The organism is Croceimicrobium hydrocarbonivorans (genome assembly GCF_014524565.1).
Taxonomy (GTDB): Bacteria; Bacteroidota; Bacteroidia; order Flavobacteriales; family Schleiferiaceae; genus Croceimicrobium; species Croceimicrobium hydrocarbonivorans.
In genome coordinates, this window is the sequence record NZ_CP060139.1 from 2,026,767 (window position 1) to 2,045,704 (window position 18,938).

Annotated in this window: 18 protein-coding genes; 13 read left to right on the forward strand and 5 right to left on the reverse strand. The window is 44.3% G+C overall.

The features are described from left to right. Positions 1–66 precede the first annotated feature (66 nt). The 6 genes from H4K34_RS09140 to H4K34_RS09165 all read left to right on the forward strand — a co-directional run bounded on the left by H4K34_RS09140 (position 67) and on the right by H4K34_RS09165 (position 6,699). Entirely contained in the window at positions 67–1,062 is a 996-nt protein-coding gene (locus H4K34_RS09140) for a sensor histidine kinase (RefSeq protein WP_210757119.1), read from the forward strand. Then, positions 1,053–1,751 carry a LytR/AlgR family response regulator transcription factor gene (locus tag H4K34_RS09145; protein ID WP_210757120.1) on the forward strand — a complete coding sequence of 233 codons (699 nt, stop codon included), beginning with the start codon at positions 1,053–1,055 and terminating at the stop codon, positions 1,749–1,751. Before H4K34_RS09140 ends, H4K34_RS09145 begins: the two co-directional genes overlap by 10 nt. A 252-nt stretch (positions 1,752–2,003) precedes the next feature. After that, positions 2,004–2,885 (forward strand): cupin-like domain-containing protein, encoded by an 882-nt coding sequence (locus H4K34_RS09150; protein ID WP_210757121.1) that lies wholly within the window; start codon positions 2,004–2,006, stop codon positions 2,883–2,885. Between the two features lie 68 nt (positions 2,886–2,953). Then, the gene (locus tag H4K34_RS09155; protein ID WP_210757122.1) at positions 2,954–3,670 is read left to right on the forward strand and encodes a hypothetical protein; all 717 of its coding nucleotides are present in this window, start codon (positions 2,954–2,956) and stop codon (positions 3,668–3,670) included. Positions 3,671–3,743: 73 nt separating this feature from the next. Then, the gene (locus H4K34_RS09160; RefSeq protein WP_210757123.1) at positions 3,744–5,003 is read left to right on the forward strand and encodes a serine hydrolase domain-containing protein; all 1,260 of its coding nucleotides are present in this window, start codon (positions 3,744–3,746) and stop codon (positions 5,001–5,003) included. A 40-nt stretch (positions 5,004–5,043) separates the two neighbouring features. After that, a complete protein-coding gene (locus tag H4K34_RS09165) occupies positions 5,044–6,699 on the forward strand; it encodes a hypothetical protein (RefSeq protein WP_210757124.1) in 1,656 nt (551 codons plus the stop codon). 34 nt (positions 6,700–6,733) lie between these two features. Here the strand turns inward: H4K34_RS09165 and H4K34_RS09170 are convergent, their stop codons facing one another. After that, positions 6,734–8,095: a T9SS type A sorting domain-containing protein gene (locus tag H4K34_RS09170; RefSeq protein ID WP_210757125.1), complete on the reverse strand. Its 1,362-nt coding sequence runs from the start codon at positions 8,093–8,095 to the stop codon at positions 6,734–6,736. A gap of 211 nt (positions 8,096–8,306) precedes the next feature. Between H4K34_RS09170 and H4K34_RS09175 the strand changes: the two genes are divergently transcribed. Next, entirely contained in the window at positions 8,307–9,347 is a 1,041-nt protein-coding gene (locus H4K34_RS09175) for a LamG-like jellyroll fold domain-containing protein (RefSeq protein WP_210757126.1), read from the forward strand. A gap of 28 nt (positions 9,348–9,375) precedes the next feature. Here the strand turns inward: H4K34_RS09175 and H4K34_RS09180 are convergent, their stop codons facing one another. Next, positions 9,376–10,128: an RDD family protein gene (locus H4K34_RS09180; RefSeq protein ID WP_210757127.1), complete on the reverse strand. Its 753-nt coding sequence runs from the start codon at positions 10,126–10,128 to the stop codon at positions 9,376–9,378. A 32-nt stretch (positions 10,129–10,160) separates the two neighbouring features. On the opposite strand from H4K34_RS09180, the gene H4K34_RS09185 reads away from it, so the two are divergent. From H4K34_RS09185 to H4K34_RS09210, 6 genes are read left to right on the forward strand one after another with little or no spacing between them, the layout of a single operon-like run. Continuing rightward, on the forward strand, positions 10,161–11,138 hold the full coding sequence (locus H4K34_RS09185) for a stage II sporulation protein M (protein WP_210757128.1): 978 nt from the start codon (positions 10,161–10,163) through the stop codon (positions 11,136–11,138). Next, the gene (locus H4K34_RS09190) at positions 11,128–12,060 is read left to right on the forward strand and encodes a DUF7847 domain-containing protein (protein ID WP_210757129.1); all 933 of its coding nucleotides are present in this window, start codon (positions 11,128–11,130) and stop codon (positions 12,058–12,060) included. The genes H4K34_RS09185 and H4K34_RS09190 overlap by 11 nt, the downstream gene beginning before the upstream one ends. Then, the gene (locus tag H4K34_RS09195; RefSeq protein WP_210757130.1) at positions 12,050–12,727 is read left to right on the forward strand and encodes a hypothetical protein; all 678 of its coding nucleotides are present in this window, start codon (positions 12,050–12,052) and stop codon (positions 12,725–12,727) included. Before H4K34_RS09190 ends, H4K34_RS09195 begins: the two co-directional genes overlap by 11 nt. Next, positions 12,724–13,947 carry a hypothetical protein gene (locus tag H4K34_RS09200; RefSeq protein ID WP_210757131.1) on the forward strand — a complete coding sequence of 408 codons (1,224 nt, stop codon included), beginning with the start codon at positions 12,724–12,726 and terminating at the stop codon, positions 13,945–13,947. The genes H4K34_RS09195 and H4K34_RS09200 overlap by 4 nt, the downstream gene beginning before the upstream one ends. After that, complete coding sequence (locus H4K34_RS09205; protein ID WP_210757132.1) at positions 13,931–14,926, forward strand: AAA family ATPase; 996 nt, start codon at positions 13,931–13,933, stop codon at positions 14,924–14,926. The genes H4K34_RS09200 and H4K34_RS09205 overlap by 17 nt, the downstream gene beginning before the upstream one ends. Continuing rightward, positions 14,923–16,254: a DUF58 domain-containing protein gene (locus tag H4K34_RS09210; RefSeq protein ID WP_210757133.1), complete on the forward strand. Its 1,332-nt coding sequence runs from the start codon at positions 14,923–14,925 to the stop codon at positions 16,252–16,254. Before H4K34_RS09205 ends, H4K34_RS09210 begins: the two co-directional genes overlap by 4 nt. On the opposite strand, the gene H4K34_RS09215 is transcribed toward H4K34_RS09210, so the two are convergent. Genes H4K34_RS09215 through H4K34_RS09225 form a run of 3 tightly spaced genes read right to left on the reverse strand, consistent with a single transcriptional unit; the run spans position 16,251 to position 18,935 of the window. Beyond that, positions 16,251–16,982 carry a hypothetical protein gene (locus H4K34_RS09215; protein ID WP_210757134.1) on the reverse strand — a complete coding sequence of 244 codons (732 nt, stop codon included), beginning with the start codon at positions 16,980–16,982 and terminating at the stop codon, positions 16,251–16,253. The genes H4K34_RS09210 and H4K34_RS09215 overlap by 4 nt on opposite strands. Continuing rightward, the gene (rmuC, locus tag H4K34_RS09220; protein ID WP_210757135.1) at positions 16,969–18,294 is read right to left on the reverse strand and encodes a DNA recombination protein RmuC; all 1,326 of its coding nucleotides are present in this window, start codon (positions 18,292–18,294) and stop codon (positions 16,969–16,971) included. The genes H4K34_RS09215 and rmuC overlap by 14 nt, the downstream gene beginning before the upstream one ends. Then, a complete protein-coding gene (locus H4K34_RS09225; protein WP_210757136.1) occupies positions 18,291–18,935 on the reverse strand; it encodes a MarC family protein in 645 nt (214 codons plus the stop codon). The genes rmuC and H4K34_RS09225 overlap by 4 nt, the downstream gene beginning before the upstream one ends. Positions 18,936–18,938 lie beyond the last annotated feature (3 nt).

Consider the following 18,938-nt stretch of genomic DNA (forward strand, 5'->3'; position numbering starts at 1 on the left):
ATCTTTATTGAAAATCTCCAGCTCGCAGGTGGAGCCTGCTATTTTTGGTCCTTTAATTTTAGTTTTTTGAAGAATTTTCTGGCCAATAAATGGGTGCATTTCCTGCTTTGGATTTTAATCATTTGCAGTGAAGCTTTCTCCGAAGCGCTTAATCATTCCTATGAAATTGCCCCGGTAATTGCCAAGGCTATTTTCGGGCAGGGCTTAAATGCACTTATATTTTATTGCACCGCCTTATTGATATTTCCACGGCCTAAACCCTGGTCGGGATTAGGGGCTTTGGCCATGGTATTAATTGCCCCGGTACTTAGTTATGCGGTATATATGAGTATATACCACTGGTTTTTGGGCGTGGAGTTTATGACCTATAGCTTAGAGCTCTACCTCTATTACCTTACTAATGGAATCCTATTTGTATTGGCAGGCTACCTCTATGGCGGGGCGCGTAATGCTATAGCATTGGAGAAAAAACAGGCCCAGTTGGAACGAGAGCAAGCCCTGGCTGAAGCGCGATTTTTACGGACCAAGCTAAATCCGCATTTTCTGTTTAATGCCCTCAATACCCTATTATCCCTAAGCCTGAATCAGCAAAAGCAATTGCCGGAAACCCTGCTTAGGCTGGCGGGCATATTGCGCTATAATCTGGAAAATCGAGAGCGTTTTTTAGTGGAGGTTCAAGAGGAGATTGGGCCTTTGGAAGACTATCTATTTGTACAGCAACAGCGACTCTTGAAGGATTTTCCGGTAGATACCAGGTTTCGCCCCATAAACCCGCAATTCGAAATCCCGATCTTCAGTTTGATTAATCTGGTGGAAAATTGCTTTAAGCATGGTGACTTATCCCGCCAAGGTTGGATAAAGCTCCGACTGCGCTCCACAAAGAGCTATCTCTATTTTTCTACGGATAATAAAATTGGTTCGCAATCGGCGGAAAGCCCAGGTAGCAATTTGGGTTTGGAAAGTTTAAAGAAACAATTGGATTTGAACTTCCCCGGACACTATCGCCTTGAGAGAAGGGAAGAAGGGGAGCGTTTCCAAATACGAATATTGATATGGCACTGAGGTATTTGATTATTGAAGATGAACCACCGGCAATCGCCTTGCTGGAGGAATATGCTCGTAAGACGGATTTTTTGCAGTCGGCTGGTGTTTTTAGTGACCCCCAAGAGGCCTTGCATTTTATTAAGGATCGCCGTTCTGACTTTGATTTCCTTTTTCTGGATGTGAAAATGCCGCATATCAATGGGCAAGAATTATTGGCTTTGGCCGATGAGCCTATCCCCACAATTTTTGTGACAGCCTACGATCAATATGCAGTACAGAGCTATGACTACAATACAATAGCCTATCTCACCAAGCCAGTGGCTTATCCTAAATTTTTAGCGGCCACCTATAAAATGCGCGAATACTTGCAGATTAATACGGCTTCGAAAGTTGAAGAACAAAGTTTTTTTGTGAAGGATGGTAGTCGCTATTTGCGATTGGAATATTCGGAGATACTCTTTTTAAAAGGACTTTCCAATTACCTGCAGTTGATCACCGCAGAGAAAACCTACACCCTGCATTTGAGTTTAAAAAAGGCGGGCCTCTCCTTGCCCATGCAGTTCGTTAGAGTGCATCAGTCCTATCTGGTTAATTTAAACCGAATTGATGAAATTTATGGAAATACCATATATATCGGGAAAGAAGAAATTCCAGTAGGAAGGCAATTTAAAGATGAACTCTTAAAGCGACTAAATGCATTAATGTAGGAGAAGAAATGCAAAGAAGAAATTGAGCTTTTAGTGATATTGATTGCCAGCATTTTGGAAGAGAAATTTGAAGAAAAATAAGCTAGATTTTATAGTCAAATAAAGGTTAAGCTCAACGCCCGCCTGAAATATTGGCGCAAAACTATTTCGGTATTTTCTTTGATGAAGCAGAGATCAATTTTGAGGTTTATGCGTTATAAGCCCATCCTCAGCGAAGCAATTTTGTAATTTTGCCAATCAAATTTCCATAGCATGCAACTGCAAGCGGTAGACGTTGTAGACGATATAAGTCCGGAAGAGTTTTATCAGAAATATGTCAAAACTCGTATTCCGGTTAAGCTAAAGAACTATTCTAAAAACTGGGAGGCTCGTGAAAAATGGACCTATCCTTTTTTGAAAGAAATAGCCGGTGACCATAAGGTAAAACTTCATGGTGCTTGGCAAGATAATGGGCCCACGCAAATTGTGATGCCCCATGTAAAGGAGACCACTTTTGGAGAGTATTTAGATATGTTGGAGGGAGATGTAAAATCTGATCTCCGCATTTTCTTGTTTAACCTTTTCAAGTTGGAGCCTTCCCTGCTTAATGATTTCGATTTTCCACCCATCATGGATGGATACTTGGAAGACTATCCATATATGTTTTTCGGATGCGCAGGGAGTGATGTTCGCCTGCATTATGATATTGATCTTTCCAATGTCTTTATCACCCAGTTTGGAGGCACCAAGCGCATTACCCTCTTTGATCAAAGTCAAACTAAGTACCTCTATAAATTACCCTTTACCACCCACAGTGCGGCCGATCTTGGGAATATCGATTACGAGAAATATCCGGCCTTGAAACTGGCTTCGGGTTGGCAAACGGATTTATTGCCGGGCGAAACCTTGTTTATGCCTAGCGGTATTTGGCACTATATTCAATACATCGACGGCTCTTTCTCCTTAAGCTTGAGAACTCTAAACCCTAGTAGAATGGGGAAACTGCAAGGAGCCTACAATGTATTTGTGATTCGCAAATTGGATGAGTACTTCAATAAATTCTACAAGAATAGCTGGAGCGATTACAAGCTCAAAAAAGCCATTGAACGCACCAATGAAATTATCGACAGTCGCTCGGCCGAATACAAGGACTAGGCCCTGATGAAATTACCTGGAAGGTCGGCAGCTCGCCGACCTTTCTTATTTTTAGGGAAATTATTCCCTTGTATCGGATTCCTTCCATCCAACAGTATTGCAATCGCTGGTGCCAACGCTGCCCCTTAAGCAGTTTGTGTGGTTTATATCATGCCCGCTATGGCGATGAGGAATTAGATCCTCAGGAATGGTCTGGTCCTGCTTCAGGAGAAGAGCCTCGCCATGTTTTTGAAGAGATCGATCTTAAGAAGGTGGAGGCCCTGCCAGCTAAGATTAAAGAGCTCGAAGACCAGGGGGATTTTAATCCGGATGCTTCCCCAATTTTAGGGATTTACGATCAGTGGCAAGGGCATTATGGCCAAGTATTGCAGCACTTAACCGAAAGCTGGGAGCAGGCCATGCAAAAGCAGGATTCCTTTGTGCGGGAAGCTCATTTTCTACAGCGCTTAAACGCTCGGGAAGTCTTGCTGCATTACCGTAATTTTTTAGGTCCTAAACTCCATCGAGCTTTGGGCGGACGCTTTGATGCCGGAGGTCAGATTCCCTTGCAAAGCGATTGGAATGGAAGCGCCAAGGTCTTAATTCTAGCTCTCAATCATCTTCTACTGGTATTGGAAATCATGGATCGGCTGTATCCGGAATACCACCAAAGCATCGCCGCTTTTCAATTGGCCAGTGAAGATTTTAAAGAGCAGTGCTTAAGCCTATTTCCGCAGGCCATGGCCTTTAAACGTCCGGGTTTTGATGATTTAAGTCCGGATTTGGTTTTGGGTCCGGGTCTATAAATCAGAGAATTATGAGGTAGGATGAGGGGAGTTCTTTGTAATTTTCCCTTCGATTTAAAGCTAAATCTGCTTCATGCGAAAGCTCCTACTTTTTTTAATCTTGATGAGTTTTGGTGTCAAAGCTCAGCTTTACTTTCCCGCTAGCAATGGTTCTTGGGATACCCTAAGTCCGACCCGCCTTAACTGGTGCCCTCCTCAAATTGCCGCTTTAGATAGTTTTGCCCTTGCTGCCCACTCCAAATCCTTATTGATTTTAAAGGATGGAAAAATCGTGCATGAAGCCTATTATGGCAGCTATACGCAAGATTCAGTTTGGTACTGGGCTTCGGCCGGAAAGACCTTGATGGCTTTCTTGATCGGTAAGGCTCAAGAGGAAGGCTTATTAGATATCAACGACAGTACTTCGCAATATTTAGGAAGGGGCTGGACCAGTGCTCCGGCCAATAAGGAAGCTTTGATCACCATCAAGGATCAATTGCAAATGACCACCGGATTAGATTATCAGGTGCCTAATCTGGATTGTACCGCCGATTCTTGCTTGCTCTATCGAATGGATGCCGGAACACAATGGTATTATCACAATGCTCCATATCTCCTTTTAAAAGATGTTTTGGAGCAGGCCTCCGGGACCGGGCTAAATCGCTATACCCAAAATACCTTAGCGGGAAGCATTGGATTTAGAGGACTATGGTTGGATAATCTCTACTTTTCGAATGCACGCCAAATGGCTCGTTTTGGTTTGCTACTCCTGGCGGAAGGAGAATGGAACGGGCAAAAGGTTTTGGCCGATACCAATTATTTGAGGGCTATGCAACAAAGCAGCCAAAGCCTAAACCCTGCCTATGGATACCTCACCTGGTTAAATGGAAAAAGCAGTTTCATCCAGCCGGGATTGCCCATCAGTTTTAATGGTCCCATTATTCCGAATGCGCCTTCGGATTTATATATGGCCGCCGGAAAAAATGATCAACGCATTTATGTAGTGCCCTCTCAAAATCTGGTGGTGGTGCGCCAGGGGCAAGCGGCAGATTCATCGGCATTAGCCTTATCAGGATTCGATAGTCAATTATGGTCTTATATCAATGCGCTTAACTGTCAGGGTATTGGATTAAGTGAAGAAGAATCTGCAATAGCAGTCTATCCTAATCCCTCGGAGGGTGAATTCTATATTCCGGCCAATCATCAGGTTCGGGCCGTTTATGATCTCTATGGTCGGCAGGTGGCCTTTAGGCAGGAGGGCTCCAAATTAAGCTTTAAGGAGGCTGTTCAGGGACTCTTTGTTCTAGTACTGGATAATGGATCTTCTGCTCTAATTCATGTTCAGGATAGATAGAAATCCAACCATGGAGTGCCCAATGCGCGTTATTCAGCAAATGCCGATATCCTCAAAGCCCCTTTTTCAGATTATTCGCCTTTGGAGTTTAATGCTCCTCTTCACTTTTTCCCTGCAAGCTCAGGAAGAAATAGACAGCCTTGCCGCCTATTATCGCAAATTGGGGGATCATTATAAGGAGACCAATAAAAGCGATTCTGCTCTGTATGCCTATCGCCTGGCCTTGGCCAAACTGGTGGGCAGCGATAAGAACGCCAAGATTGAGCGCATTAAGATTTTTAATCAAATGGGCATTGAGCTCTACAAACTTGGTGATGTAGAAGCTCAGGTGGCTTATACCGATAGCGCTTTAGCCGTATTATCCTGGGAAGACATACCCACTGAAATTCGCTTAAGCCTGCTGGTTAATCGCACTACAGGACTATCGCGAATGGATCAGCCACAGGAACAAAAGCAGCGTTATAAAAAGCTCTTGGCGGAATTTGCAGATAGTAATTTTCATAGCCTGCGCGCTATTGCCAGCATTAATCTCGGTAAGGCTTATGCCAATGAGTACTTTATCGATAGTGCGAATATGGATACGGCCGAAATTTATTTTCTGGATGCGCTAAAAGCAGCTAAAGAAGATGGCGATGCGGCCCTGCAAAAGCAAGTGGAGATTTACTTGGCTACTCTCTGGACTATGCACAATCCAGCAGAACATGATGCCATTGGAATGCTGGAAAAGGCGCGAAACTTTTACGATTCCATTGAAGATACCTACAAGGGCGCTTTTGCCCGAGTGCAATTGGCAACGGCCTACTATTTTTTAGATCGCGATGAGGAAGCTTTAGCTCTAATTGATGAATCGATGCCCTTTTGCCTAAAGCATGGCTACCGGGAGCATTATTTGTCCCTGGTGGAAATAGGGCGGAGAATTCACAAAAGGCAAGGAAATTTTGAAGAAGCCTTGGCATTTGCCGAAGATAGGATGTCGATGGAAGACACCCTGCACCGGGAGAAATTAGAAGCGGACCTTGCGCAATTGGAGGCGCGCTTTCGCTTGAAAGAGAAGGAGCAAAAATTAAAACTCTTGGAGGCAGAGAATGCCCTTCAGCGAAAATCGCAATGGCTATTATTGGTCTTGGTTTTAATCTTCTTCATTCTGATGGTGGCCGCAATTTGGATTTGGCGTAATCAGCGAAAGCTGGCCCTATACCGTGAGGAGGCATTGCAGATGGAACTTAAAACCGAGCAATTGCAAAGAAGCAATTTGCAGATGGAGTTGGAGCAAAAGAAGCGCCAGCTACTAACTAATACGCTGCAGCTTTCTGAACGTAATGAGCTTTTAGAGCAACTGAAAGAAGACTTACAGGAATTGGATACTCAAAAATCCACCGCGCTTTCGGCCTTGCAGGCTAAGATGAGTCAAATGTTGGAAACCAATTTAAATGCAGATCCGCTTTGGGCCGACTTTAAACTGAAGTTTGAGGAAATCCATCCAGAATTCTTTGCTCAGATTAAGGCCGATTATCCTGACTTAAGTGAAAAGGATTTCCGACTGCTAGCCTTTGCACGCCTGGGCTTAAGCATTAAGGAGGTTGCTGCTCTATTGCATGTGGAGCCCGCTTCGGTAAAAACCGCTCGCTATCGCTTAAAAAAGAAACTCAATTTACCTGCGGATCAGGATATCGAAAGCTTTAGCGCCAGTTTCTAAAAAAGAAAAGCCCCCGAGGGGGCGCTCCGATTTTTTAATCTGTAATAATCAGCTTACTGAGCTCATTATTGTAATGGATGAGGTAAAGGCCTTGAGGCAGATTCAGAGGAATTTCGTGATGACCAGAATTCAATTCCATTTCCTGCATTAAGCTGCCGTCGAGGGAGAATATTTGAAAGCGACCCTGCTGTGAGGCTTCAATCTTTAAGCGATCCTTGGCGGGATTTGGATAAAAGCTTAGTTTCTCCAGGCTTGAATTTTCTTTCGTTCCGATGCCAGGATTTCCACCTACAAAGCCTGGGCTGGAAGTGTATAAATCATCTGCGTAAGCAATGAAGAGTTTGGGTCCTATATGGAAATAGCTTAGAATAGGCGGTGCCAAAGCAAATTGATTGCTGGGGTAGGTTGGTAAGCCATCTACGCTGCAAAGCGAAAAATTGGGAACCGGATCACTGGAGATCAAAATCCGGGAAACGGTATCACCACTTGTGGGGAAAAAGGTGGCGAAGACATAATCGTCTACTGCATATAAATCGTGGAGGTAAACGCTGGCCAAATTATAGGAAGCTAAACTGGCGGTATTCGTGGCCCCCCAGGTAGCACAGCCATCATTGGAATAGAGAATTACATTGGCGTCGGCACCTGAAATGGAACCAGAAAGGTAAAACTTAGATTGATGGTTACTCACCAAATTATAAGGTGCAAAACCCGTAGGCAGGCCGCTGGTATTCGTAGAAGTCCAGCTTTGACCAAAGTCGGTTGATTTGGTAATTCGATCCGCCTCATTGGCCACAAAATTGTTAAGCGCATACCAGGTATTACCAGCATAGGTGATGTCTTGGATATTCTTTTGACTGGTAGTGCTAAAGGTATTGCGAAACACCCAAGCATTTTGTCCGGCTTGTTTAAAATAGGCACCGTCAAATTCTGAGATTGCGGCCATATAGCCATTATTCATAGCCTTTAAGCGGAAACCCAATTTATAAGCGGGGTTGAAGGAGGCAGGCAAGCCGGCGGTATCGATAGTCCAGTTTGCGCCCAGGTCATCAGAATAGTAATACAAGTTCACATAACTGGAGGTACCCAGATTTACACGAGCATAAAGTCGACCATTAATACCAGCCAATTGGGAAACGGTTGCCACGATGCCATCTATCAGGGTATCGAATATTGGGGCTCCGGCAGACCAAGTTTGACCTTGATCTAAGGAGGTGCTGATTATATTTCGATGGCTGGTACTACGGGCTAAAGCATAAATGGTATCGCCGGTAGTAGCGGTTAGGAGGCGGGTATCATTACCTACCGCAGCAATGGATGCATTGGTTCTTTGCCAGTATTGAGCCTGAGCAAAGAAGCTAAAAAGGATGAAAGCAAAGCTGTAGATTATTTTGTGCATAAGGGATGGGGATATTTAATTTTTCAAAATTCCAGCAGATAGGCAGTTTCGGAAATAGGGCATATGCCGTATTCTTTTCGCCCAAATGGCTAAGAGGATGCTCTGAAAACAAAAAAATCAAGAAAATCCCCCTGCTGTATACCGCTTGTATACCACTGTTTACAAGGCTTTTGGGGGAGTAAGTCTAGTTTTGGGCATAAATCCAAATGCTATGAAGAATTACTACAGCCTATTCCTTTTGATTTTCGTGATCGCCCTAAAAGCGCAACCAATTCAGTTGAGTTCAGGTTTGATTGGGGCCTATCCTTTTGAGATCGACTCAAATTTCAACAGCCTTCAGTTTCATGATACATCAGGTGTTAATACCGCCATGACTTACCAAGGTACGGCCATGGGCCATGCTGATCGTAAAGGAGGCTTTGGTGCCGTGCGAATTATGGACATTTTAGGAAATGGAAACGGCCCTAATGAGTTTATCAGTCATAATGCCTCACCAAAATATCCATCCGGAGATTCGGCAAGAAGCTTTAGTTTCTGGTTTATGAAGGAGTCGCTCGATTTAAACTTCGAGGCCCAAATTCAATTTGTGATGTTCTATGGAAACCAACAACCCAGTCAAGGTTGCGGTGTGGCGGTAGATTATGCCCAAGGTCAGGTTTATTTTCTGGGGGTACAAAATGACCTTATCGTAAATTACAATCTTCAGTTTAATCAGTGGTATCATATCGTGGCTACTTATGATGGTGATACGGCCAAGATGTATTTAAACGATAGCCTGGTAGGGCAAAAAACTCTGGCTTGGAATACATTTTCTACTTCCTTTAGCTCCAATCCTCGCTATGGCTATTTCATTCAAACTACTCCCACCGGAGGCTCGCAGATTCATTATTCGAATTCCTACAAAGGATTTTTGGATGATGTGCTGATTTACAATCGAGTGCTAAACAGCCGGGAGGTTACCGCCCTTTATGGAGGAGATACGAGTTCTACTGGTTCCTCCGGAGTGTCGGTTCCAAACTTTAGCCTAAGCAAAGAAACTTTTTGGTACCCTAATCCTACTGAAGGTCGGATTCAGATTCCTGATCATCAGCAAATTGATCTGCTACGAATTTTAGATCAACAAGGGCGAATAATGCTTGAACTCAGCAAACCTAATCTAGGGGTAGACCTGAGTGTCTTGCCAGCGGGCCTCTATTGGTTGCAGGTAAAAGGGCCGCAGGGTTTAAGGCAAGGGCAACTGCTGAAACACTAGGAAGGAAGGCTCCCATTGGGGGCCTTTTTTAATGAAGGCCTTTTTCCAATTGTTCCTGGCTTTTTAGGCTGTAATAGAGGTAATCTTTACGGATGGTTTCCAAAAACTTAATGGGATGCATTTCGGAGCTAATCTCTAAACGCTGCTCAACCATGGCCTTTGCCTTTTCCATGGGCTTGCGATCTTGGGAATTTCGGAAGATGTCAATGCTCTTGGAAAGAAGATCTATTTCTTGATCAGTTAAGCGCAGCACACCATTGAAGGTGGGGACATAGTCCTCCGCAATTTTAGGCTTCTTTTCCAGGCTCTGTTCCAATAAACCCAAGCTGTCTTTGATCTTAATAACTGTGGTTCCTGCAGCTAAATCACCAAGGCGTTGACCTTTGGCGCTTAAGGCAACTACAGCGGTGGCCAGACCTCCCATGGTCATAAAAATTTCAATTAGCGAAAAGAGCCAGCGAATAATCGCATCCGAAGTACGAAAGGCACTGCCATCCAGGCGAATTACTCTTAGATTCATTGCCCTCTTGCCCAAAGAGGCCCCACCCAAGAAGATTTCACAAAGTGGGTGATAAGTAAGGAGAATAAAGTTGAAGCCTAAGATTAAAAAGATTTGAGTGTTTTCATCCGTTCCAATTGAGCTTAAAATGGCAAAGCCGATTAAACCAATGAAGATCATAAGCGCCAGGTCGATAATGCCTGCAATAAGTCGATCGCCCACACCGGCCAATTCTTGCTCGATGGCTACATTTTGCGAAGTTTGAATGCGAATGCTTTCCATTTTTGGTATTTTTCCCAGCCTTAATTTAACTGATGACAGAGTCTGCGTTTATTAGCGCTAATATAAACCGCTGGCAAGAATTTGAAAGAAGCCTAAAATCACCCAAGGGTGAAAGTCCGGATCATCTTAAAAGTCTTTTCCTGCAAACCACCGATGATTTGGCTTATGCCCAAACATTTTTTAAGGGTGGGGAGGCCGAAAATTACCTGCAGCAACTCAGTCATAAATTACAATCCACAGTTACCAAAAGACGGGCTTTTCATTGGGCTAAATTCAGCCGTTTTTGGTCTCAGGAATTACCCTTGATCTCCTATAAATACCGCCGAACTCTATTGTATTCGGTGCTCATATTTCTTTTGAGTGTGGGGATCGGTGTGTTTAGCGCCGCCAAAGATCCTACCTATACCCGTTTAATTATGGGCGATCGCTATGTGGATATGACGGAGAGCTTTATTGAAGACGATGATCCGATGGCCGTATACAAACAATCCGGGCAAACCGAAATGTTTCTGGGGATCACTTTCAATAATATCATGGTCTCCTTTTATGCTTTTGCTCTGGGCCTTTTTACAGCAGTGGGAACGGTTTACATTATGGTAAGTAATGGGATAATGCTGGGTGCCTTTCAGTTCTTCTTTTTTCAGAAGGGCCTTTTTTGGACTTCCTTCCTCACCATTTGGATACACGGTACCCTCGAAATTTCAGCGATTGTTATTGCCGGTGCCGCCGGAATGATTTTGGGCAATAGCTTTATGTTTCCCAAATCTTATTCTCGAGTAGAGAGCTTTAAACGTGGGGCGCGCGATGGCATGAAACTGGTAATTGGCCTGGTTCCGATTTTTATTACCGCTGGTTTTTTGGAAGGCTTTGTTACCCGCTTAACCGATATGCCAACCGCATTAAAGGTCTTTATTATAGTGGTCTCCTTAGGCTTTATCCTATTCTATTTTTCCTGGTATCCTCGACTCATATACCAATCTTACAAACAGCAACAGAAACATGTATCTTAAGTACGATCCTTTTCGCAAGCGCTCCGTGGGCGCCAGCATCAATTTAACCTTTGCATTGCTACGCGGTCATGCCAAGGATATTTTTAGTGTGATACTACCCATTGCTGGGCCCGCCGCTCTGATTTATTTCATTTCCATATTCTTTCTGCAGGAGGAGGCGCAAAGGATTCTCACCGGGAATAGAACCTTTGTATCATTTGATTCATTTGGCATATTTGGGCAGGTGATTTTTGCTTTGTTCTTCTATGCAATTTTCACTTTGTTCTCTCAGCTTGGTATTTATGCTTGGGTTCGTAAAGCCTATGAAGAGGATAGGGCTCCTCGATTAATTGAAGTGTGGCGTTTAGTTCGCAGAGGTATTTTACCCTTGATTGGAATCGCTTTTATTTTACTTATTGCAGGGATTATTACCATTGCAATTATTAGCCTCTTAGGCTTCATGCAACCATTATTGATTTTCCTATTCTTTATTCCCTTTTTCTATTTATTAGTGCGTATTAGCCTCTTTCCGGTGGCCATTGTGATGGAGGGGCGCTCCATAGATTCATTGGCAAGGTCATGGCGTTTAGTCGATCAGAACTGGTGGGCCACTTTTGGCTTCTTTTTCCTTATTGGCTTAATAACCTCAATTTTGGATAAAACAGTACAGTTACCCATTACCTTATTAGATGGATCAATTTCGTACTTAGACTATCAAGTGGTTGATCCAGCAAACTTGGAATTCACCACCGAAGCTTGGTTTTTAGCACTAACTAGCCTCATTGCGATTATTGTGGCATTAATAACCACCTTAATTAGTGGTGTGGCATCTGCTGCCTGGTTCGGAAACCTGGTAGATCGTAAAGAGAATGTGGGTATTCAAAGAGATATAGAAGCATCTATGCAATCAGAGCAAAGCAGCGAGCAGGAAGGTGAGTATTAGATTAAGTTTCATCTTATTAGGTTTAGTCTTAGGTCCTTGGCTTAAGGCCAGCGATAGCCTGCCATCCTATCGTGAAGCCTCTTCGGAATTGATTGCCGAATTAGAGGAGGATCGTGATTTAGAGTATAAGGAGCCATCAAGCAAACAATCCGAATCGCCGGGACAAATGCTTCTCGCCCTATTGAAAAAGTACCTCGGAAACCTATTTGAAACAGCCGGGAGAAGCCCATTGACCAGGCCAATCTTGATTTTCCTGGGAGTGCTGCTAGGCCTTTATATTTTGTATCGGATCATTGGTCCGGATCGTTTAGGTCTAGGACATAATGAACGCTATTCTGGACCCAGTCATCTCAGTGATTTTGAGCGCAGTGCCGAAAGCCTGGAAGCCTTAATGCTAAAGGCAGAACAGGCCGGTGATTGGCGGGAGTATATCCGTCTCCAGTTTTTAATCGGCCTGAAGCAAATGCAGTTAAAAGGCCATTTGAAAGTGAGCCCGCAAAAAACAGCCCTCGATTATCAGTATGAAATTCAGAAAAGGGACCTCGCCCTTAGGTTTAAGGATTTCAGTCGCACCTTCGAATACATCTGGTTTGGAGGCTTTGAAGCCGATGAAGATCGTGCTCGGAGCTATCAATTGGAAAGCAAGGAATTGGAAAGGCATTTATGAGCAAAGGTTTTAAATACGGAATTGCGATTGCCTTGCTTCTTGTCTTAGGCCTGTCTTGGCTATTTCAGCCTGAGGATTCGGCTCCAGAAACCTGGCACCGAGCCGATAAACAGGCCTTCGGAGGCTATGTTTTACATCGGTATCTAGCAGACTATAGCCTGCATGAACCTAAGTCGATGTTTATTCCCTTTAAGGAGGATGAAGCCGCTCAAGAGGGCCCTAATGCCAATTTGATTTTTATTGGTCACGGTATAGGGATTACAGAACAAGATTGGGAAGCAATAGAAGCTAAAATTTCGGAAGGCAGCACCGCACTTATGGTCGCCTACCAATGGCCCCAATTTTTGGTGGATTACTTAAACCTTGAAACGGATGGGGGCTTGATGGAGGAGGCCATAAGCTCTGTGGAGAAACTGAGTGAGCTAGAGGGTTCTATTCATTTTAAGGAGCTACAATCCTATCCACAAAACAAGATTCCCTATCCCCATAAAGCTATGCCCTTGAGTTTTAAAGTTGAGGCAGCTGGGGATAGTAGTTTGGAAGCTCGGGTATTAGCTGTCAATGGGGCAGATAAACCTGTTTTACAATCCTACAACATTGGGGAAGGACGATTGCTCTGCGCTGCAAATCCTTTGGCCTTTAGCAACTATTTTATGATGAAGGAGGAAACACGAGCCTATCCTAGTGCGGTGCTTTCCAATTTGCTAAAAGATGCCCCCACCTATCATTACGAGTTTTATCATTTAGGAAGGATGGAAGCGCAAACCCCTATGCGTGCCCTATTAAAACCTATTTCACTGCGTGGAGCCTTATATATTTTGCTGGCTCTTGGCTTAATATACCTGCTCTTTGGTGGTAAACGTCGGCAGAGAATTATTCCGGAAAAAGCCAGTTTCGAAAATGATAATCTCGAATTTCTCAATAGCCTAAGTGAGCTCTATCATCGCAATGCCCATCATCGCAATTTGCTGGAAAAGCGAATGATCTATTTTCAGGACTTTTTGCAGCGTAATTATCGCATCCGCCTTAAAGGCGAGGCCCAGCAAAACTTCGATGAAGTGGTGCGAAAACTGGAGCCCGAACCAGAGTTATTGGGACGTATTCGCAAGGCCTGGATGATCGCTTATTCCGAAACAGAAGTATCTGCCTCCAGCCTCTTAGAAGCCGAAAAAGCATTACAAGAATTTTATCAAGCACATCAATATGGAAGAAAACACTAATCCCGAATCAGATGCTTTTGAAAAGCGTGTAGACCTGAGTCGATTTAAAGCATCGCTGGAAAGGGTGAATGAGCAAATTGGCTCCTATATCGTTGGGCAGCGCAAGGCCGTAGAACTATTACAGGTGGCGCTTATCGCGGATGGTCATGTCTTGATTGAAGGGGTGCCCGGGATTGCTAAAACCCAATTGGCCAAGCTTATGGCCCGTGCCCTGGATTTAGATTTCTCAAGGGTGCAATTTACGCCAGACCTCATGCCTTCAGATATCCTGGGAACATCGGTATACAACCAAAAACAAGGGGAGTTCGAGTTTAAATCCGGACCTGTATTCTCCAATGTGGTATTGGTGGATGAGATTAATCGGGCCCCAGCCAAAACTCAGGCGGCCTTATTTGAGGTGATGGAAGAAAGGCAGGTAACCATAGATGGACATCAACATAAAATGGATGAACCCTATCTGATTTTAGCCACCCAAAACCCCATTGAGCAAGAGGGCACCTATCGTTTGCCGGAAGCGCAATTGGATCGATTCCTCTTTAAAATTTCCATGGACTATCCTAGTTTAGATGAGGAGTTTGAGATTTTAAAATTGCATCAATCCCTGCAAGGCAAGCCAGAGGCCATGATTCAGAAGGCGCTTTCCAAGGAAGACATTCAGGAATTGCGCGCCACGGCCAAACAGATTCATATTGAAGAGGATATTTTACGCTATATCGCTGCGATTGTAGATGCTACTCGCAATCAAGGTTCCTTATACCTTGGGGCTTCACCACGAGCTTCCTTGGCCTTGTTAAATAGTGCCCGTGCGCTGGCCGCCATTCAAGACCGTGATTTTGTAAGTCCGGATGATATTCGTTTCCTCGCTGCTCCGGTTTTAGCCCACCGGGTAATTCTAAGTCCCGAACGCGAAATGGAAGGCTTAAGCAGCGTAGAAGTATTGGATCAAATTGTAAGAAGCATCAAAGTACCCGGTTCTTGAAGCTAATTAGGAATCTATATTTCGGACCTAATTTTTACCGAATTACAGGTCTGTTAATTGGGCTTTGGATAGTAGCTTATCCCTTGCCTTTCCTGCTATTTCCAGTGCAAATCATTAGTCTGCTATACGCTGTGGTATTGCTCTGGGAAATAGTTTATCTCTTTCGGCGCCAAGCTAATATCGAAGCCCAAAGAGAAGTGTCGGATCGTTTGTCGAATGGTGATGCCAATCCGGTTCAAATCAAGCTTCTGAGCCTTTATAATAGTCCGGTAAAAATTGAGGTCTTGGATGAAATTCCCGCCCAATTTCAATTGCGGAATCATTCCTTTAAAGCTACCATTCAACCTTTGGAAGAATTAACTTGGGACTATCATTTACGCCCGGTTAAACGCGGACCCTATGAATTTGGGAAGCTGCGGATTTACGTTTCCTTTTTAAGTCATTCGATCCAAAGAGCTTTGGTTCACGACCTTAGTCGAACGGTAAAAACCTACCCTTCTTACCTGGATTTACGACGCTATGAATTAATGGCCTTTAGCGATCAATTGCGTTTGCAGGGCCAAAAAAGAGTGCGTCAAATTGCGGTGAGCAAGGAGTTTGAGAAGATTGATAAATATGTAGAAGGCGATGATTACCGCCGTATTAATTGGAAAGCCACCGCGCGTACCGGCGATTTAATGGTGAACCACTATCGCGATGAGCGCAGCCAAAACATCTTGATGGCCATCGATAAAGGCCGGGCTATGAAAATGCCTTTCGGCGGAATGAGCTTATTGGATTATGCCATTAATGCCAGTCTCATGATTAGCAATGTGGCCTTAAAGAAAGGCGATCGAGCGGGAATGGTAAGCGTCCAAGATAAAGTGCAGGGCCAGGTGCTACCCGAATCGCGTGCCAGCCAGATGATGCGCATTATGGAAGCCTTGTACGCAGAGAAAACGGCCTATAAGGAAACGGATATGAGGGCCTTATACCGATGGTGTAGTTACAGCCTTAAGGAGCGCAGCTTGATTATGCTCTACAGCAATTTTGAATCCTTGCATGCCCTAAAACGACAATTGCCCTATCTCAAATTGATCAATCGCAGCCATCGTTTATTGCTGATCTTTTTCCTGAATGAAGAAGTGGAAGACATTAGCATGAAGGAGGCCAATAGCCTTCAGGAAGTGTATCGAAAAGCCCTGGCGGAAGATTTCGTTTTGGAGAAACGCCGCATTGCCCATGCCCTGCAAAGGGAGGGAATTCAAACTCTATTGACTCGTCCGGAAGACCTCAATATCAAGGCCCTCAATAAATACCTAGAGATTAAGCAGCGGGGCTTAATCTAAAGCACATTGTAGATATCGGGCAAGAGCCATTCACTGCTATTACCTGCAGCATCCTTCACTTCCAATTTCACTTTAAAACTGGTGCCTGCCTGATAAGTGCTGCTGCCAGGAATGGAATGGTAGGAGGCCGCATTGCTTTGTCCGGCCAGAGCTATGCTATGACTGTAGATATCCGAGCCCAAAGACCCATTCCATTCAATTAATCGGATTTTGAGTTCATCCAGGGCTTTATTGTCTTGCAGCACATAGCTTACTTCAAAGAGAACACTGGGATTTTGACTGAGCACCCCATTGGTTTGGGCATCCAAAATTTGGGGTTTTTCGGTATCGGGGTCTAGCACCACAAAGCTTTGTTCTACAATGCTTTCCTGACCATCTTCATCGCCCGCCTTAACCAGAATATAATTGCGCCCCGTGATATTCAGGGTACTGGGAACTATTGCTTTAAAACGCAATTCATCATTTAAGCCCGAAATCCCTCTCTGAGAAAAGTGATACACGGTATTGCCGCCGCTCTCCGTACCCAGGCTAACTTCGGTAAAGGTCAGTCCACTGTCGTCGGAATAGACTATATGCACATCAATGCTATCGGATAAATTGAGAGTATCGCTAGGGCTGATAATGCTAATGATGGGACTGGGGTTTTCTTCGGTGCCGCCAACGCCACAACTGCTAAGGCTAAGGCTCAATACCGCTAGGCTGGCCAAAAGGAATTTAGTCTTCATCATGACTGTCGATTAAGCGATTATCCAATTTTTTCTGAGAGTTTACGGCTCCTAATTCTTGTAATTTTTGAGCGCGGCTAACCAGGCTGCCTCTACCTTCACTGAGTTTATTCATAGCCGCATCGTAGGTCTTCTGGGCGGTAGCCATTTGATTTCCCAACTTCATTAGGTCATCCGAGAAGTTCACGAATTTGTCGAACATGGCTCCTGCCTGACGGGCAATTTCTTCCGCATTTTTATTCTGGGCATCCTGGCGCCAGATATAGCTAATGGTGCGTAGGGTAGCCAGCAGGGTAGAGGTGCTCACCAGCACAATATTCTTTTGCAGAGCCTTATCGAAGAGCTGAGGATCTTCGGCTAAAGCCAAATGCAAAGCCGGTTCATTGGCCACAAAGAGCATCACATAATCCGGTTGATTAACCCCAGGGAGATCCTGGTAATTTCGTTTACTCAGGCTGTCGATATGCCCATGGATGCTAAGCAAATGCTCTTTCAAGAAGCGTGCTTTCTCGGCTTCATCTTCGCTTTCCACATAGCGCAGGTAGGCGGTAAGTGAAACTTTAGAATCCAGAATTAAATGCTTTCCATCGGGGAGGTCAAGCAGAAAGTCGGGACGTTGATTTTGATTTTCGCTATTCTTAAAGTTCACCTCCTTACGATAGTGGATGTCCTTTTGCAAGCCTGCCGATTCGAGGATGCGCTCTAATTGGTATTCGCCCCAATTACCCTGGGTTTTACTCTCTCCTTTAAGGGCTTGGGTGAGGGAATGCGCTTCGGCCTTAAGGCTGTGGTTAAGCTCTTGTAAGCTTTTGATTTGCTGAATGAGCGCAGAGTTACGCTCGGCACCCTCCAAATTAGTGCGACTTACTTTTTCTTGAAACTCTTTAATCTTTTCATTCAAGGGTTTTAAAATACCCTCGATGTTCTCCTTATTGGTTTGGGTAAAGCGCTCGCTTTTTTCCTCCAAGATCTTTTGAGCCAGGTTTTGGAATTGCTCGCTAAACTGCTTTTGGAGATCGCTTAATTCAGATTTCTGCTCCTTTAAACGCTCTTGTGCATGATCTACTTCGGCCCTGAGCCTGGCCTTATCTTCACTATAAGATTGGATTTGCTGACGCAGATTTTGGAGCTCGGCTTCCACGCTTTGGATGCGTTCTTCGGCGCTTTGTGCCTTGGACTGCCAAAGGGCTAAATCATTCTTCAATTGGTTTTTTTCGGCTTCCAGAGCCGGATGGGGTCTTTTTTGGTTAATCCACCAGGCCAGGGCAAAACCCAGTACAAATGCCAGGGGGATAAAGAGATACACTAAACTCATACACTAAAATTATGGTAGAGGGTAAAGACACCTTTTAAGAACATTTGGGCGGCCAGCGAACCTACTACCAGACCCATAATACGGTTAAATACTTTGAGGCCATTATCGCCCAAAGCCTTTTTAATAAAGGGCATGCGCTGTAAGATAATCAAGGCAGCAATGCTAACGATAATAATGGCCACAATTCCACTTACATAGTCCATCCAACCCTCGGCGGCGATGCTCATATTAATTATGGTGGTAAGCATACCGGCGCCCACCATAACGGGGATCGCCAAAGGCACCACGCTTATGTCATCTCGTTTTTCCGCTGCTTTTTGATCTTTCTCATTATGATTCACTTTTTTGCCATGGCCTTGCACCATGTTTAAACCCATGATAAAGAGAATAGTACCCCCGAAAATGCGCAGACCAGCCGGGGAAATGCCAAAGAATTGAAAGATATAGGTACCCAACAAAAAGGAAATAATCATGGTAAGGAAAGCCGCTTTCATGGTTTTCCTGGATACATGACGAATCTCTTCACGGGGGGCGTTCTCATCTAAAAGTCCCAGCATGATTACCCCTACGGATAAGGGATTCATAATGGTGAAGAGTGAAATACTGTCTGAAAGAATACTACGTAAAAGGTCCAGAATCATTTG

What these genes read in the sequence shown, in the direction of transcription:
- H4K34_RS09190 (WP_210757129.1), top strand. Translation starts at nt 11,128, where the DNA reads ATGTATCTTAAGTACGATCCTTTTCGCAAGCGCTCCGTGGGCGCCAGC.
- H4K34_RS09150 (WP_210757121.1), top strand. Translation starts at nt 2,004, where the DNA reads ATGCAACTGCAAGCGGTAGACGTTGTAGACGATATAAGTCCGGAAGAG.
- H4K34_RS09215 (WP_210757134.1), bottom strand. Translation starts at nt 16,982, where the DNA reads ATGATGAAGACTAAATTCCTTTTGGCCAGCCTAGCGGTATTGAGCCTT.
- H4K34_RS09175 (WP_210757126.1), top strand. Translation starts at nt 8,307, where the DNA reads ATGAAGAATTACTACAGCCTATTCCTTTTGATTTTCGTGATCGCCCTA.
- rmuC (WP_210757135.1), bottom strand. Translation starts at nt 18,294, where the DNA reads ATGAGTTTAGTGTATCTCTTTATCCCCCTGGCATTTGTACTGGGTTTT.
- H4K34_RS09180 (WP_210757127.1), bottom strand. Translation starts at nt 10,128, where the DNA reads ATGGAAAGCATTCGCATTCAAACTTCGCAAAATGTAGCCATCGAGCAA.
- H4K34_RS09205 (WP_210757132.1), top strand. Translation starts at nt 13,931, where the DNA reads ATGGAAGAAAACACTAATCCCGAATCAGATGCTTTTGAAAAGCGTGTA.
- H4K34_RS09160 (WP_210757123.1), top strand. Translation starts at nt 3,744, where the DNA reads ATGCGAAAGCTCCTACTTTTTTTAATCTTGATGAGTTTTGGTGTCAAA.
- H4K34_RS09165 (WP_210757124.1), top strand. Translation starts at nt 5,044, where the DNA reads ATGCCGATATCCTCAAAGCCCCTTTTTCAGATTATTCGCCTTTGGAGT.
- H4K34_RS09170 (WP_210757125.1), bottom strand. Translation starts at nt 8,095, where the DNA reads ATGCACAAAATAATCTACAGCTTTGCTTTCATCCTTTTTAGCTTCTTT.
- H4K34_RS09145 (WP_210757120.1), top strand. Translation starts at nt 1,053, where the DNA reads ATGGCACTGAGGTATTTGATTATTGAAGATGAACCACCGGCAATCGCC.
- H4K34_RS09225 (WP_210757136.1), bottom strand. Translation starts at nt 18,935, where the DNA reads ATGATTCTGGACCTTTTACGTAGTATTCTTTCAGACAGTATTTCACTC.
- H4K34_RS09200 (WP_210757131.1), top strand. Translation starts at nt 12,724, where the DNA reads ATGAGCAAAGGTTTTAAATACGGAATTGCGATTGCCTTGCTTCTTGTC.
- H4K34_RS09185 (WP_210757128.1), top strand. Translation starts at nt 10,161, where the DNA reads ATGACAGAGTCTGCGTTTATTAGCGCTAATATAAACCGCTGGCAAGAA.